This is a genomic window from Streptomyces sp. WG5 (assembly GCF_049974565.1).
In the GTDB taxonomy this organism is placed as follows: Bacteria; Actinomycetota; Actinomycetes; order Streptomycetales; family Streptomycetaceae; genus Streptomyces.
On sequence record NZ_JBNGGC010000017.1, the window covers coordinates 22,812 to 38,372 of the forward strand.

13 protein-coding genes and 1 tRNA gene are annotated in these 15,561 nt (G+C 71.7%); 8 read left to right on the forward strand and 6 right to left on the reverse strand.

Annotated features, from left to right (window positions below):
* Window positions 1-8: 8 nt before the first annotated feature.
* The 5 genes from ACP4IX_RS19385 to ACP4IX_RS19405 form a co-directional block, all read right to left on the reverse strand.
* Window positions 9-1,307, reverse strand: a complete 1,299-nt coding sequence (locus tag ACP4IX_RS19385) for an HTTM domain-containing protein (RefSeq protein ID WP_426521560.1) — start codon at window positions 1,305-1,307, stop codon at window positions 9-11.
* The gene (locus ACP4IX_RS19390) at window positions 1,304-2,365 is read right to left on the reverse strand and encodes a DUF5819 family protein (protein WP_426556214.1); all 1,062 of its coding nucleotides are present in this window, start codon (window positions 2,363-2,365) and stop codon (window positions 1,304-1,306) included. Before ACP4IX_RS19390 ends, ACP4IX_RS19385 begins: the two co-directional genes overlap by 4 nt.
* A gap of 281 nt (window positions 2,366-2,646) precedes the next feature.
* On the reverse strand, window positions 2,647-2,976 hold the full coding sequence (locus ACP4IX_RS19395) for a rhodanese-like domain-containing protein (protein WP_426521588.1): 330 nt from the start codon (window positions 2,974-2,976) through the stop codon (window positions 2,647-2,649).
* 49 nt (window positions 2,977-3,025) lie between these two features.
* Complete coding sequence (locus ACP4IX_RS19400) at window positions 3,026-3,841, reverse strand: hypothetical protein (protein ID WP_426521558.1); 816 nt, start codon at window positions 3,839-3,841, stop codon at window positions 3,026-3,028.
* Between the two features lie 62 nt (window positions 3,842-3,903).
* On the reverse strand, window positions 3,904-5,394 hold the full coding sequence (locus ACP4IX_RS19405) for a DUF2252 domain-containing protein (RefSeq protein ID WP_426521587.1): 1,491 nt from the start codon (window positions 5,392-5,394) through the stop codon (window positions 3,904-3,906).
* A 417-nt stretch (window positions 5,395-5,811) separates the two neighbouring features.
* Here ACP4IX_RS19405 and ACP4IX_RS19410 point away from each other — a divergent pair, with 417 nt between their 5' ends.
* The 3 genes from ACP4IX_RS19410 to ACP4IX_RS19420 all read left to right on the forward strand — a co-directional run bounded on the left by ACP4IX_RS19410 (window position 5,812) and on the right by ACP4IX_RS19420 (window position 8,208).
* Window positions 5,812-6,678, forward strand: a complete 867-nt coding sequence (locus tag ACP4IX_RS19410) for a carbohydrate-binding protein (RefSeq protein WP_426556215.1) — start codon at window positions 5,812-5,814, stop codon at window positions 6,676-6,678.
* Window positions 6,679-7,205: 527 nt separating this feature from the next.
* The gene (locus tag ACP4IX_RS19415; RefSeq protein ID WP_426521556.1) at window positions 7,206-7,922 is read left to right on the forward strand and encodes a hypothetical protein; all 717 of its coding nucleotides are present in this window, start codon (window positions 7,206-7,208) and stop codon (window positions 7,920-7,922) included.
* A 7-nt stretch (window positions 7,923-7,929) separates the two neighbouring features.
* Entirely contained in the window at window positions 7,930-8,208 is a 279-nt protein-coding gene (locus ACP4IX_RS19420) for a hypothetical protein (protein WP_426521555.1), read from the forward strand.
* Window positions 8,209-8,697: 489 nt separating this feature from the next.
* On the opposite strand, the gene ACP4IX_RS19425 is transcribed toward ACP4IX_RS19420, so the two are convergent.
* A tRNA-Leu gene (locus ACP4IX_RS19425) sits at window positions 8,698-8,784 on the reverse strand.
* Window positions 8,785-9,318: 534 nt separating this feature from the next.
* Between ACP4IX_RS19425 and ACP4IX_RS19430 the strand changes: the two genes are divergently transcribed.
* From ACP4IX_RS19430 to ACP4IX_RS19450, 5 genes are all read left to right on the forward strand, one after another.
* A complete protein-coding gene (locus ACP4IX_RS19430; protein WP_426556216.1) occupies window positions 9,319-10,200 on the forward strand; it encodes an FhaA domain-containing protein in 882 nt (293 codons plus the stop codon).
* Window positions 10,201-10,210: 10 nt separating this feature from the next.
* Window positions 10,211-10,726, forward strand: coding sequence for an antibiotic biosynthesis regulator FhaB (fhaB, locus tag ACP4IX_RS19435; protein WP_426521553.1), 516 nt, complete (start codon window positions 10,211-10,213; stop codon window positions 10,724-10,726).
* Window positions 10,727-10,867: 141 nt separating this feature from the next.
* Window positions 10,868-12,448 carry a Stp1/IreP family PP2C-type Ser/Thr phosphatase gene (locus ACP4IX_RS19440; RefSeq protein ID WP_426521552.1) on the forward strand — a complete coding sequence of 527 codons (1,581 nt, stop codon included), beginning with the start codon at window positions 10,868-10,870 and terminating at the stop codon, window positions 12,446-12,448.
* A 27-nt stretch (window positions 12,449-12,475) separates the two neighbouring features.
* Window positions 12,476-13,924, forward strand: coding sequence for an FtsW/RodA/SpoVE family cell cycle protein (locus tag ACP4IX_RS19445; RefSeq protein WP_426556217.1), 1,449 nt, complete (start codon window positions 12,476-12,478; stop codon window positions 13,922-13,924).
* On the forward strand, window positions 13,921-15,393 hold the full coding sequence (locus ACP4IX_RS19450; protein ID WP_426556218.1) for a peptidoglycan D,D-transpeptidase FtsI family protein: 1,473 nt from the start codon (window positions 13,921-13,923) through the stop codon (window positions 15,391-15,393). The genes ACP4IX_RS19445 and ACP4IX_RS19450 overlap by 4 nt, the downstream gene beginning before the upstream one ends.
* Window positions 15,394-15,561 lie beyond the last annotated feature (168 nt).

Consider the following 15,561-nt stretch of genomic DNA (forward strand, 5'->3'; position numbering starts at 1 on the left):
CACGGGTCCTATGGGGGGCCTACGGGACCCAGGGGACCCATGAGACCCACGGGCCCCTCCGAGCCCTTCCGGTCCTCCCTGTTCTCTCTGTTCTCCCTGTGCTCCTTGCCCTCGTGGGCACGGGGCCCGGGCAGCGCCGCCGCGCGGCCGTCCCCACGCCGGCCCGGCGGCCGGCCTCCCGACCGGCCCCGCGCACGTGCCGCCAGGTCGCCCAGGCGGCGCAGGAAGGAGGTCGGCAGGAAGACGGCGTCCGCGGCGATCATCGCCAGCGAGAAGAACGGCAGTCCGAGCACCACGGCGATCACCGCGTGCTCGGTCATCATGGCGGCCAGCAGCACGTTCTTGACCCGCCGGTTGAACAGCGTGAACGGGAACGCGACCTGCACGACGACCGTGCCGTAGGTGATGAGCATGACCATCGTGCCGTTGGCGGCCAACGCGTCGGAGAGGGCGGGCCAGGGCGAGAAGTAGTCGAGGTTGAGCGGGTAGTAGACCGCGGTGCCGTCCTGCCAGCGCGAACCCTGGATCTTGTACCAGCCCGCGGTCGCGTAGATCAGACACGCCTCGGCCATGATCACGACCAGCGCGCCGTTGTGCACGGTGTTGGCGACCACATCGAGCAGGATCCGCGGCTCTCCGCTCCCGGCCCAGCGCCCCACGGCCCACCACAGGCCCTGCGCGGCCCACACCGCCCACAGCAGCGCCGGAACGAACCAGTCGCCGTCCAGCCCGCCCGCCGACGCCATGGTGAGCAGCACGAACCCGAACACGCACCACAGCACCGGCCCCACCCGGTCCACGACACGCTCCCCACGCGCGCGTGCCGCACCCGCCCGCCGCGCCCGGCGGGCGTCCAGCGACCACACCTGGCCGCAGCGCGTCAGCACCAGGTAGATGCTCATCAGGTGCAGGACGTTGTCGCCGCCGTCGCCCATGAAGACGCTGCGGTTCTGGAGGGAGAGCACGCCGACCATGAAGAGGACGGACATGGTCCGGGTGCGCCAGCCCAGCAGGAGCAGCACGCTGCTCAGCACGGCCAGCGCGTAGACGATCTCGAACCAGGTCCGCCCGTCGGACCACATCAGCGTCGTGAAGGCGCCGTTGTCCGCGATCAGCCGCTCGGCGAGGTCGTGGCTCCAGGGCCCGTCGGGGCCGTACAGCTCGTGACGGTGGGGCAGTTCACGCAGCAGGAAGAGCAGCCAGGTGGCGCTGAAGCCGATGCGGATCACCGCGGTCTGGTACGGACCGAGCGCGGCGCCGGTGACGCGGGCGATGCAGCGGGAGACGGAGAGGACGATGCCGTTCACGCGGCGCCCCCTTGCTGCGCGCTGGCGTCCCGTGCGCCGGCGTCCCGCGCGGTGCCGTCCTGCGCGGTGCCGTCCTGCGCGGTGCCGTCCTGCGCGTCGCCGTCCTGCGCGTCGCCGGGCACCGGCCACCAGGGCAGCTCGCGGTAGACCGGGCGGTCGGAGACCTTCTCGCCGCTCCACGGGGGCGGCTCCACGTTGACGGTCCGGGAACGGTACTGGACCCGCTCGACGACACCGCCCGGCCCGGCGGCGTCGTTCCGGTCCAGGCGCAGGACCGCGATGCGGCGCAGATACTCCTCGGACAGCGTGCCCCGCAGGCCCACCGCGCGGTCGTCGGAGTCGTGGGTGGCGACGAAGAAGTCCCAGGCCCGGCGGAGTTCGTTCTGCTGGGTGTGGCTCGGCAGCGGATTGCCGTCGATGCTCCGGCCGTCCTCCGCGGACAGGTCGTACCAGCCGGTCGTCCGTATCGCGCCGTCCGCCGTGGTGACCTCGGCACGGAGCTGGACGGAGATGTTCTGCTGGAGCGGGTTGGGCGCGAAGAGCTTCCAGTTCTGTTCGAACTCCGGGTAGATCCATTCGTCGACCGCGGCGCCGTGCTGCTTGGTGAGGGTGTTCGACGGGGCGACGTGCAGGAACACCAGGCCTATGTGGGCGCACACGGCGACGGCGACGACCGCGAGGGCGACCACGGCACCGACCTGGTAGCGCGGGGAGAGCGCGGCGACCCCGGTACGGGGCTCCGCTGCCGCCGGCCCGGACTCCGCGGTCGCCGTACGGGGGCCGGTTCCGGTACCGCCCTCGGTTGCCGTCCCCGTCCACGCCCCGAGGGGCACCCCGGCCCCGGCGCCGACCGCCTCGGGCCCACCGGCCGCACCGGCGGCACCGGCCGCACCGGCCGCACCATCCAGCGCATCGGCCGCATCCGCCGCATTGGCCGCATCCGTCACATCGGGCCCATTCGGAACATCCAGCCCATTCAGCGCGTCCGGCCCGCCCAGGCCCGCCTGCCCGTCCCGCCCCCGCCGGGAGGCGTTCGAACCTGTGTCGTACGCGTCCATTACGCCCCGTTCCGGTCCCGAACCGTCGTTCCGCCCGCCCCGCCGCGGGGCTCCCGCGCGCCACTGGTGCGGCTGCCCGGCAGCGTTCGAACGGGAACGGTACTCAGGACCGGCCGCCCGCACAGCCTCGGCGGACCGGCCGCACCGTGGCCGTCGCCACATCCGTCACGGTGCGCCGACGCCCGCGGCACCCCGGAGTCAGCCGGGACACAGCCCTGGGACACCCGGAGACGGCCCGGAATCAGCCCGGAGACGACCCGGACGACGGACGCCGGACGGCGCTAGACAACGTGCCCCGGCTCGCCCTTCCCGTCCACCACGGGACGGCCGGCCGCGGCCCACACCTGCATGCCGCCGTCGACGTTCACGGCGTCGACGCCCTGCTGGACCAGGTACATGGTGACCTGGGCCGAGCGCCCGCCGGACCGGCAGATCACGTGGACCCGGCCGTCCTGCGGCGCGGCCTCGGTCAGCTCACCGTACCGGGCCACGAACTCGCTGATGGGAATGTGCAGCGCCCCGGCTGCGTGACCGGCCTGCCACTCGTCGTCCTCGCGGACGTCCAGCAGGAAGTCGCCGTCCTTGAGGTCCATGACCTCGACCGTGGGCACACCAGCTCCGAAACTCATGCCCCAGACGCTACCCGAGCCACCACCGGGCTCAGTCCTGCCCGAGCGCCGCCGCCAGCTCGGCCTCCCGCTCCCGCACCTGGGTCGCCAGCTGTTCGGCGATCTCCTCCAGGAGACGGTCGGGATCGTCCGGGGCCAGCCGGAGCATGGCGCCGATGGCGCTCTCCTCCAGCTCCTTGGCGAGCAGCGTCAGCATCTCCTTGCGCCGGTCGAGCCATTCGAGGCGGGCGTACAGCTCCTCACCCCGGCTCGGACGCCGTACGGGCGCCGGCCCCGCGGCCCATTCCTCGGCCAGCTCACGCAGCGCGGAGGCGTCGCCACGGGCGTAGGCGGCGTTGACCCGGGTGACGAACTCCTCACGCCGGGCCCGCTCCTCGTCCTCCTGCGCCAGGTCGGGGTGGGCCTTGCGGACCAGCTCGCGGTAGAGCTTGCGGGCCTCCTCGCCGGGCCGCACCCGCTGCGGGGGACGTACCGCCTGGTCCGTGAGCATCGCCGTGGCCTCCGGGAACAGGCCGTCCCCGTCCATCCAGCCGTGCAGCAGCTCCTCGACCCCGGGGATGGGCATCAGCCGGGCCCGCGCCTCGTCGGCCCGGCTGATGTCCTCGGCGTCACCGGTGCGGGCCGCCCTGGCCTCCAGGATCTGCGCCTCCAGCTCCTCGAGCCGCGCGTACACCGGGCCGAGCCGCTGTTCGTGCAGGCGGGAGAAGTTCTCGACCTCCACACGGAAGGTCTCCAGCGCGATCTCGTACTCGATGAGTGCCTGCTCGGCGGCCCGTACGGCCTGTTCCAGCCGTTCCTCGGGACGCGGCGCACCCCCCTGCTCGGGCTCAGCTTCCGGCGTCGTCACCCGACCAGCCTAGGCCACGATCGGCACGCCCCCTCCGGCGTGCCCGGCGGGCCCGGGGCCCCTCACACGCCGAGCTCCGCCGCGACCCGCCCCGCCCGCACCGCGGTCACCAGCTCGGTGTGGTCGGCCTCCGTGCGGTCGGCGTAGGCCACGGCGAAGGCGGCCACCGCCTGGTCCAGCTCGTCGTTCTTGCCGCAGTAGCCGGCGATGAGGCGCGGGTCGGCGCTGTGCGCGTGGGCGCGGGCCAGCAGGGCGCCGGTCATCCGGCCGTAGTCGTCCATCTGGTCGGCGGCCAGGGCCGTGGGGTCGACACTGCCCTTGCGGTTGCGGAACTGCCGCACCTGGAAGGGCCGCCCGTCGACCGAGGTCCAGCCCAGCAGGATGTCGCTGACCACCTGCATCCTCTTCTGCCCCATGACCACCCGGCGCCCCTCGTGCGCGGCCTCGGGGGTGTCGAAGCCGGCGGTCGCCAGATGGGGCAGCAGCGCCGAGGGCCGGGCCTCCTTCACCTGGAGGACGAGCGGTTCGCCGCGGTGGTCCAGGAGCAGCACGACGTACGACCGCGTGCCCACGCTGCCGGTCCCGACGACCCGGAAGGCGACGTCGTGCACCGCGTACCGGGCCAGCAGCGGCAGCCGGTCCTCGGAGAGTGTGGCCAGGTACGGCTCCAGCGCGGCGGCGACCGACGCGGCCTCCTGCGCGGGTACGCGCCGCAGCACCGGCGGGGCGTCCACGAAACGCCGCCCGCCGTCCTCGGTCGGCTCGGTCGACCTGGCCGCGAAACGCCCGCTGGTGTTGGCCCGCGCCTTCTCGGAGACCCGCTCCAGCGTGCCGAGCAGGTCGTGGGCGTCGGTGTGGGAGACGAGTTCCTCGTCCGCGATGGCGTTCCAGGCGTCCAGCGCGGGGAGCCGGGCCAGCAGCCGCATGGTGCGCCGGTAGGCGCCCGCCGCGTCGTGGGCCGCCGCGCGGCAGGTGTCCTCGTCCGCGCCGGCCTCCCGGCCCGCGAGGACGAGCGAGGCGGCGAGCCGCTTGAGGTCCCACTCCCAGGGGCCGTGGACCGTCTCGTCGAAGTCGTTGAGGTCGATGACCAGGCCACCGCGGGCGTCGCCGTAGAGGCCGAAGTTGGCGGCGTGCGCGTCGCCGCAGATCTGGGCGCCGATCCCCGTCGTCGGCGTACGCGCCAGGTCGTACGCCATCAGCCCCGCCGACCCGCGCAGGAAGGCGAACGGCGTGGCCGCCATCCGCCCGGCGCGTATCGGAGTGAGCCCGGGTATCCGGCCGCGGTTGGACTCCTCGACCGCGCTCACCGCGTCCGGCCGGGAGTGGTCCGGGTCGAGGGCGGCGTGCGCGGACCGCGGAACGCGCGTGCGCAGCGCCTTGCCCTCCGCCTTCGGCGAACCGCCGACGGGCCACCGCGCGAACCCCGGCACGACCGGCACCCGCGTGCCCCCACCGGGCTCCGTACCCGCACGGGCCTCCGCCGCCCCTGCCTCCCCTGTTGGCCCTGCTGCCGTCCCCGTCCCGGTCATCGCCCCGGCCACCGCCCCCGTCATCGCGTCGCCCATACCGGCCGCCCTCCCTGCACTCGTCACCGTGCCCTGCCGTGCCCGTCCCCGAGCCGTGCCCGTCCCCGAGCCGTGCCCGCATCCGCGCCTCGTCCGACCGCCGGCGCCGACGCGCCACGACCGTACCCCCGGCCGAACCGCCCGTACACGGGCCCCGCCCCGCCCCGCCACCCGCATAACGCCCGGCAGAGGGCGGAACAAGAGGTGCCCGGGCCCCCACCGGCGCGCCTACGGTGTGCAGCGATCACCCCGGCACGCGCCCGCCGAAGAACGACAGCAGCCTGCCCCGCGCCGGCGGGCGCGTTCCCTGTCCTCGACGTCCCGGATGCCGCACGTCCCGCCCATCTCCCCCCAGGGACCACTCCACCGAAGAGACCGAAGAGACGGAAGAGACCGAGGAGCCCCATGACCCCCGACGCCCCCACCACTCCCGACGAACCCGGCCCCCGCACCGGCGCCGACCGCGGCGTCAGCCGCAAGACGCTGCTCAGGGCGGCCCTCGCCACCGGCGCCACCGTGCCGCTGCTCGCCACCGGCTCCATGGCGCTCGCCCGGGACACCGCCCGCTCCTCCACCGGACGGGCCCTGTCACCGACCCCCTTCTGCGACGACGGCGACGACCCGACGCCCGACCAGATGGAGGGCCCCTACTTCAGGCCGAACTCCCCGCGGCGCACCAACCTGGTGACGCCCGGCACAGCCGGTACCCGGCTGACCGTCACCGGCTACGTCTTCGGGCGGGACTGCGTCCCGCTGGCCGGCGTACTGCTCGACTTCTGGCAGGCCGACAACGCCGGCGCCTACGACATGGCCGGGTACGCCTTCCGCGGTCACCAGTTCACCGACGCCACCGGCGCGTTCACCCTGCAGACGATCGTCCCCGGCCTCTATCCGGGCCGGACCCGGCACATCCACGTCAAGGCGCAGGCACCCGGCGAGCCGGTCCTGACCACACAGCTCTACTTCCCCGGTGAACCCCGCAACAGCACGGACGCGCTCTTCGACCCGGCCCTGCTGATGAACGTCCGCGACGCCGGCGGCGGCAGGGAGGCGAGCTTCGACTTCGTCCTGGACGTGGACGGCGAGCCGGGCCCGGGCCCCACCGGCCCGCCCACCGACCCGCCGAGCGGCACCTGGGCGGCGGGCCGCTCCTACGCCGCCGGCGACCGGGTGACGTACGGCGGTGGCGCGTACCGCTGCCTCCAGGCGCACACCTCGATGACGGGCTGGGAGCCGCCCCGCGTGCCCGCACTGTGGCGCGCCGGTTCCTGAGGCCTTCCTCATAGGACACTCCGCCCCGTGACACCGTGTCCGGGCATGCGGACGCCCCCCGGGTCCGAGCTTGGGTCCTGGGGGGCGTCCGGCTGCCGCGGTACCGGCAGAAACCCTGGTCAGGCACGTCGTGCAGGGCCGCGGAGACCGCCTCCCCGCACACCGGGACCGCTTACCGCGGCAGGTGGACAGGGGGGTGCCACAGGGCGGGGCCCCACGCATCGGACGGCGTTGTGAGCACACACCGAGGAGGTGCGCACCCCCTTGAACCGCGCACTTCACACAATAGGGTGAATCCGCCTCGCCGCCCCGTGCCCCGACCGGTCGTGCTCACGCCATGGTGCACACGCGGAGCGGCTCCTAGCTTCGACTGAGGAAGCGGTCTCGGCCTTCGGCACCGACGGTGTGGCATCCCTTCCCCGCGGAGGAACGCGACTCACCCGACCGGCGGGCCCACTCCGTGTTCGCCCCGGCGACCGGGCCGGACCGCGCTTCCGGACACCACTCGCACGAGCCAGGGAAGTGACATGACCGTACCTCCTCAGCCGAACAGAACCGACATCGTGAGCACGTCCTGCATCCAGGTCACCGGTACCGGCAGGCGCAACGACCCGTACGAGCTCGAACCGGTCCTCCACCCGGACGACTGCAACACGCTCCGCTGCACACCCGACGGGCTGCTGGTCCCGCGCACGGTCCCCTCGGGGATCGACCGGGGCGGGAACATCGGCGGCGCCCGCTCGGTGGACATCGATGTCACGGACACCGGAGGCGAGAACTGCCCCGACACGTGGACCATCGGCGCCCGGCTCACCCCCGTCTACGGACAGGCCGCCGGACAGAACCGTTCGCTGCCCGTCAACGGCGAGTGGACTCCCACCGACTGCGTCGCGACGCTGCCGGAGCCGGGCGTCTACCAGGTCACGGCCATGGCCGTGGGACAGATCTGCGCCATCGCCAGGTACAGCACCAACGTGTGGATCTCGTTCGCCCTGCAGCGCGACAACGACGTCATCCTCACCGGTTACGGGGTGGTGCAGCACCAGTACGGCTTCCCGGCCGCCGGCAACGGCTACCAGGCCTGCCACGTGGGCCAGGGCTCCCTCACGCGGAACGTCCTCGTCGGCGACCGCGCCACCCTCCGCGTGGTGGCCGCCGCCTACGGCCGGGTGGCCGAGAACAGCACGGTGCAACGCGCCGAGGTGCGCGCGCCCCGCATCTCGTGGCACAAGATCTCCGACTAGGAGCACGATGAGCCGCGAATCCACCACAGGCGCGGACCCCTCCACCGGTCCCCGCGCACGCTACTTCGCCAGGGAAGGGGAGGCCGTCCAGGTCGTCCACAACCTCCGCGACGCCACCGTCTACCGGGAACTGGGCTACAGGGAGACGGACGAGGAGGCCTACCGCGCCTACCAGGCGAACCTCTCGGACGCCCCTGACGGCCCCTGCCCCGACCACACCGACGACACCGACGACACCGGCCACACCCTCGGCCACACCGACGACTCCGGCCACGTCCCGGACTGAGAAGGAGGACCCCGTCCCTCATGCGCTCCTCCAGCCCGAGGATGCACGGCACACCGTGCCGGCCCGGCCGGTCCCACACCCGGCCGGGCACCGTTCGTCCCACGGCGACCGCCGCCCCCCGGGCGATCAGCCCGACACCACGGCCCCCACGGCCCCCACAGGCCCCACGACCCACGGGACCGCGGACCCGAGGAACGCCCCGCCCCGCCCGCGGCGGAAGGGCGGCGACGTTCGGCACCTGCCCCCTCAAGAGCCGCGTCGGCAGGCCCTGAGATCTTCCTCACAAGCCGCCGCCCACCCCCGCCACCCCCAGCGACCCGGGAAAGAACCACGGAGTCCGAGCCGGCTCCCGATCCGGAGCCGGACAGCCGGCGGCCACAGAGGCGTCGGCCGCAGACGTGTCATTGCTCACAAAAAAGAGACCGGCCGCATCGTGCATACGATGCGGCCGGTCTCTTCGATCCAGCTGAAGCACCTCGACGGTGCTCCTGGTGCGCGAGGGGGGAGTTGAACCCCCACGCCCTTGCGGGCACTGGAACCTGAATCCAGCGCGTCTGCCTATTCCGCCACCCGCGCATTGGGTGTGTCCTCGGGCCCCGTTCCTTGCGGTCCGGCGCCTTCCGACACGAGAACATTAGCACGCTGGAAGGGGTGGATTCACATCCCTTTGCAGGCGGGGCAGGCCGCGGGAGCAGGGCGCCCGCCCTCCTTCGGGCACTCGTCGCGGCCCGTGGCCGTTCACGTATCAACCTCGTACCGGTCGGGTCCGTCTCCCCGGGAGCCGGTAGGGGTCCGCAGCCAGGTGCGGGACACTGGTCTGCGGCCGCCTCTACGATCCTGGGCATGAGTACCTGCGGGAGCGCATCCCGAAGGGCCCCGAGCGTTCGAAGGGGAGCTCCGGCGGGAACTCCGAGAGGCGTCGACACCTGTCGACCGGGCCGACAGGGGGAACCAGCCGATCGACCGGCGCGTGGATACGATCAGTAAGCAGTACCAGGTAAGCAGTGCGCGGGTGAGCGGTTCGCTCGTAAGCGGTACGGAAGACAGCGGTACGCAAGGCAGCAGTACGCAAGGCAGTGGACAGGACGGCAGCGACGGAGGAGGTGCCCCATGGGAGTCCTGAAGAAGTTCGAGCAGCGTCTCGAAGGTCTGGTCAACGGCACCTTCGCGAAGGTGTTCAAGTCCGAGGTGCAGCCCGTGGAGATCGCGGGAGCGCTCCAGCGCGAATGCGACAACAACGCGACCATCTGGAACCGCGACCGCACCGTCGTGCCCAATGACTTCATCGTGGAGCTGAGCACGCCCGACTTCGAGCGCCTCAGCCCCTACTCCGGCCAGCTCGGCGACGAGCTCGCCGGCATGGTGCGGGACTACGCCAAGCAGCAGCGCTACACCTTCATGGGACCGATCAAGGTCCACCTGGAGAAGGCGGACGACCTCGACACCGGCCTGTACCGGGTGCGCAGCCGTACACTCGCCTCCTCCAGCAACCAGCAGGGCGGACCGCCCTCCGCGGGCCCCTCCGCGCCCCCCGCCCCCACCGGGCGGCCCGGCGGCGCCGGCGGTGGCTACGGCTACCCGCAGCCCTCCGCCCCCGCGGGCGCCCCGCCCATGCCGGCCGCGCCGCCGCCGGGCGGACGCCCCGGCGGCTACGGCTACCCGCAGCCCGCGGGCGGCCAGCAGCCCCCGGCCGCACCCGCGCCCGGCGGACGCACCCGCCACTGGATCGAGATCAACGGCACCCGCCACCAGATCTCCCGCGCGACCCTCGTCCTCGGACGCAGCACCGAGGCCGACGTGCGGATCGACGACCCCGGCGTCTCCCGCCGGCACTGCGAGATCCGGACCGGAACGCCCTCGACGATCCAGGATCTCGGATCCACCAACGGCATCGTGGTGGACGGGCAGCACACCACCCGCGCTACGCTCCGCGACGGCTCGCGAATCGTCGTGGGCAGCACCACCATTCTCTATAGGCAAGCCGAAGGGTGATCCGGGGGCAATGTCAGAGCTGACCCTCACGGTCATGCGGCTGGGTTTTCTCGCCGTACTGTGGCTGTTCGTGATCGTGGCCGTACAGGTCATCCGCAGCGACCTGTTCGGTACGCGGGTCACCCAGCGCGGAGCGCGGCGCGACGCCGCCCGACCGCAGCAGGCCGCGCGCCAGGGCCAGGCGCCTCCACCGCAGCGCCAGCAGCAGAGCGGCGGCCGGGGCCGCCGCGGCGCGCCCACCAAACTGGTCGTCACGGAGGGCACCCTCGCCGGCACCACCGTTGCCCTCCAGGGCCAGACCATCACGCTCGGCCGGGCACACGACTCGACCATCGTGCTGGACGACGACTACGCCTCCAGCCGCCATGCCAGGATCTACCCCGACCAGAACGGCCAGTGGATCGTCGAGGACCTGGGCTCCACCAACGGCACCTACCTGGACCGGTCCCGGCTGACGACCCCCACACCGATCGGGCCGGGAGCGCCGATCCGCATCGGCAAGACCGTCATCGAGCTGCGGAAGTAGTGCTACACCAATGAACGAGCGCGAGCGGAGCGAGCACGCAGCGGTGGCCGGCCCCCCGGGCCCCGGCGCGCTCCCGACCGGAGGGTGGGCAGTGTGGCTCGACACGACCGGCTGCAGGCGGAGCCGACGGGCGAGGTGCGCATGAGTCTGTCACTGCGCTTCGCCGCCGGATCGCACAAGGGCATGATCCGGGAGGGCAACGAGGACTCCGGTTACGCCGGTCCCCGCCTGCTCGCCATCGCCGACGGCATGGGCGGCCAGGCCGCGGGCGAGGTCGCCTCCTCCGAAGTGATCTCCACGATCGTCGCCCTCGACGACGATGTGCCCGGCTCCGACATCCTCACCTCCCTCGGCAGCGCCGTGCAGCGCGCCAACGACCAGCTGCGGCAGATGGTCGAGGAGGACCCCGCCCTCGAAGGCATGGGCACCACCCTCACCGCCCTGCTGTGGACCGGCCAGCGCCTCGGCCTCGTCCACGTCGGCGACTCCCGCGCCTACCTCCTGCGCGACGGCGTCCTCACCCAGATCACGCAGGACCACACCTGGGTGCAGCGCCTCGTCGACGAGGGCCGCATCACCGAGGAGGAGGCGGGCACCCACCCGCAGCGCTCCCTGCTGATGCGCGCCCTCGGCAGCGGCGACCACGTCGAACCCGACCTGTCCATCCGCGAGGTCCGGGCCGGTGACCGCTACCTCATCTGCTCCGACGGACTCTCCGGCGTCGTCTCCCACCAGACGATGGAGGACACCCTCGCCAGCTACCAGGGCCCCCAGGAGACCGTCCAGGAGCTGATCCAGCTCGCCCTGCGCGGCGGCGGCCCCGACAACATCACCGTCATCATCGCCGACGTCCTCGACCTCGACACCGGCGACACCCTCGCCGGCCAGCTCTCCGACACCCCGATCGTGGTCGGCGCCGTCGCCGAGAACCAGGCCCAGTTCGGCGACAACGGCATCATGCAGACCCCGGCCGGCCGCGCCGCCGGCCTCGGCCGCCAGGGCGGACAGCGCGGCGGGGGCGGCGAGTTCGGCCCGCCCGGCAGCGGCGACACCACCGGCTACGTCCCGGCCGACGACTTCGACGACTACGGCCCCGACGACTTCGTCAAACCCCGCAAGAACCGCAAGTGGCTGAAGAGGTCCCTCTACACCGTGCTCGCCCTCGCCGTCATCGGCGGCGGCACGTACGGCGGCTGGCGCTGGACCCAGACCCAGTACTACGTCGGCACCAAGGACGACCACCTCGCGCTGTACCGGGGCATCAGCCAGGACCTCGCCTGGGTCTCCCTCTCGAAGGTCCAGAAGGACCATCCCGAGATCGAACTCAAGTACCTCCCGCCCTACCAGCAGAAACTGGTCGAGGCCACCATCCCCGAGAGCGACCTGGCCGACGCCCGGGCGAAGATCGAGGAACTCGCCGTACAGGCCTCCGCCTGCAAGAAGCAGGCCGACCGGCGCACCGCCCAGACCGAGCAGACCGCGAACGAGAAGAACGCGACGCCGGGCGAGGGCGGAGGCGAGGCCGGAGGCACCACGGGAACCACTCCCGCCTCCTTCACGTCCAAGGCCTCACCGTCCCCGAACGCGTCCCCGAACGCGTCGGGATCACCGCAGGCACCCGAATCGTCCGAGACCCCGTCCACGACCGCACCCACTCCAGGCCCCGGCCCGACCCTCTCGGAGGAAGAGCAGAAGGTCGTCTCGCTGTGCGGTAAGCAGTAGGCAAGCAGTGAGAGGCCCCGTCACACGATGAGCAGTCCTACCAACTCGCCGACGCACCACACGTCCACGATCGGCGCCATCGGCGCCCCGAGCCGGCGCAACACCGAGCTGGCCCTGCTCGTGTTCGCCGTCGTCATCCCGGTCTTCGCCTACGCCAACGTAGGACTGGCCATCAACGACGAGGTGCCCGCCGGCCTGCTGAGCTACGGCCTCGGCCTCGGCCTCCTGGCCGGCGTCGGACACCTCGTCGTCCGCAAGTTCGCCCCGTACGCGGACCCGCTGATGCTGCCCCTGGCCACCCTGCTCAACGGACTCGGACTCGTCGCCATCTGGCGCCTCGACCAGTCGGAGCGCCTGCAGGCGAGCAAGGCGTTCGTCGAGGCCGCGCCACGCCAGCTCATGTACTCCGCACTCGGCGTCGCCCTGTTCGTCGCCGTGCTCGTCTTCCTCAGGGACCACCGTGTCCTGCAGCGCTACACCTACATCTCCATGGTCGGCGCGCTGGTCCTGCTGCTCCTGCCGCTGGTCCCGGGGCTCGGGCACAACGTCTACGGCGCCAAGATCTGGATCAAGATCCCCGGGCTCGGCACCCTCCAGCCCGGCGAGTTCGCGAAGATCGTCCTCGCGGTCTTCTTCGCGGGCTACCTCATGGTCAAACGCGATGCCCTGGCCCTCGCCAGCCGTCGCTTCATGGGCCTCTACCTGCCCCGTGGACGCGACCTCGGGCCGATCGTCGTCGTATGGATCATCTCCATCCTGATCCTGATCTTCGAGACCGACCTCGGCACCTCGCTGCTCTTCTTCGGCATGTTCGTGATCATGCTGTACGTCGCCACCGAACGGACGAGCTGGATCGTCTTCGGTCTGCTGATGTCCGCGGTCGGCGCCGTCGGCGTGGCGAGCTTCGAGCCCCACATCCAGACCCGCGTGCAGGCCTGGCTCGATCCGATGCACGAGTACGAGCTGAGCCGCGCGGGAGTAGCCGACGGCATCGTCCACTCCGAGCAGGCCATGCAGGCCCTGTGGGCGTTCGGCTCCGGGGGCACCCTCGGCAGCGGCTGGGGCCAGGGCAACTCCGACCTCATCGGCTTCGCCTCCAACTCCGACTTCATCCTCGCCACCTTCGGCGAGGAACTCGGCCTCGCCGGCCTCATGGCCCTCATCCTGCTCTACGCGCTGATCGTGGAACGCGGCGTGCGCACCGCCCTCGCCGCCCGCGACCCGTTCGGCAAGCTCCTCGCCATCGGCCTCTCCGGCGCCTTCGCCCTCCAGGTCTTCGTCGTCGCCGGCGGCGTCATGGGCCTCATCCCGCTCACCGGCATGACCATGCCCTTCCTGGCCTACGGCGGCTCCTCCGTCATCGCCAACTGGGCCCTCATCGGCATCCTGCTGCGCATCAGCGACACGGCCCGCAGACCGGCACCCGCCGCGCCCGCCAGCCCCGACGCCGAGATGACCCAGGTGGTCCGACCGTGAACAAGCCACTGCGCCGCATCGCGATCTTCTGCGGCCTCCTGGTCCTCACCCTGCTCATCCGCGACAACTGGCTCCAGTACGTCCAGGCGGACGAGCTCAAGGAGGACGAACACAACCGCCGCGTCGCCATCGAGCGGTACGCCAGCCCGCGCGGCGACATCATCGTCGACGGCCGGGCCATCACCGGCCACGCCACCACCGACGGCGACTTCAAGTACAAGCGCACCTACAAGAACGGCGCCATGTGGGCGCCGGTGACCGGCTACGTCTCCCAGGCCTACGGCGCCACCCAGCTCGAGGCCATCGACGACGGCATCCTCACCGGCAACGACGACCGGCTCTTCTTCCGCAACACCCTCGACATGATCACCGGCAAGAAGCGCGAGGGCGGCAACGTCGTCACCACCCTCAACGGCGCCGCCCAGAAGGCCGCCTACGACGGCCTGAAGAAGCAGGGCGCCAAGGGAGCCGTCGTCGCGCTCGAACCCTCCACGGGCAAGATCCTCTCGATGGCCTCCTACCCGTCGTACGACCCCACGACGATCGCCGGCGGCAGCACCGCGGACGGCGAGGCCTGGAACAGGCTCCAGAAGAAGAACAACCCCGACGACCCGATGCTCAACCGGGCCCTGCGCGAGGTCTACCCGCCCGGATCCACCTTCAAGGTGCTCACCGCGGCGGCCGCCCTGGAACACGGAGAGTACGACTCGGCGGACGAGAAGACCGACTCCCCCCTGCCCTGGACGATGCCCGGCACCACCACCGAGCTGCCCAACGAGGGCGACCTCCCCTGCGAGGACGCCACCCTCCGCGAGGCACTCCGCGTGTCCTGCAACACCGTCTTCGGCAAGATCGGCGCCGACCTCGGCAACGACAAGATGCTGGAGACCGCCAAGAAGTTCGGCTTCACCGAGGAGCAGTTCGTCCCCGTCCGCTCCAGCGCCTCGGTCTTCTCCGACGACATGAACGCGTCGCAGACCGCGCTCTCCGCCATCGGCCAGTACAACACCGCCGCCACCCCCCTGCAGATGGCCATGGTGACCTCCGCCATCGCCAACAACGGCACCCTGATGAAGCCGTACATGGTCGACGAACTCCAGGACCCGGGCCTCGACACCATCGAGAAGACGGACCCCGAGGAGATGAGCAAGCCGCTCTCCGCGGACAACGCCCAGATCCTCCAGTCCATGATGGAGACCGTCGTCAAGGAGGGCACGGGAACCAACGCACGGATCGACGGCGTCACCGTGGGCGGCAAGACCGGCACCGCACAGCACGGGGTCGACAACAGCGAGAACCCCTACGCCTGGTTCATCTCGTACGCCAAGGCCGACGACGGCAGCTCGCCCGTCGCCGTGGCCGTGGTGATCGAGGACGAGAACGCCGTCCGTGACGACATCTCCGGCGGCGGGCTCGCGGCGCCGATCGCGAAGAACGTCATGGAGGCCGTCATCGAAAGCAAGAAGTGACCGCGCCATGAACGGGACGTGACTCCGATCACGTCCCCTTCACATCGGCGCACGTTGCGATACCGGTCCTGTATCGGCTGCCGAATGCGGCCCTGCCCTGCGGGAGCAGACAGGTACGGTATGCCCGAACAGCATTACTGAAAGGGCTGGTAGGTAGCTGTCAGCCGC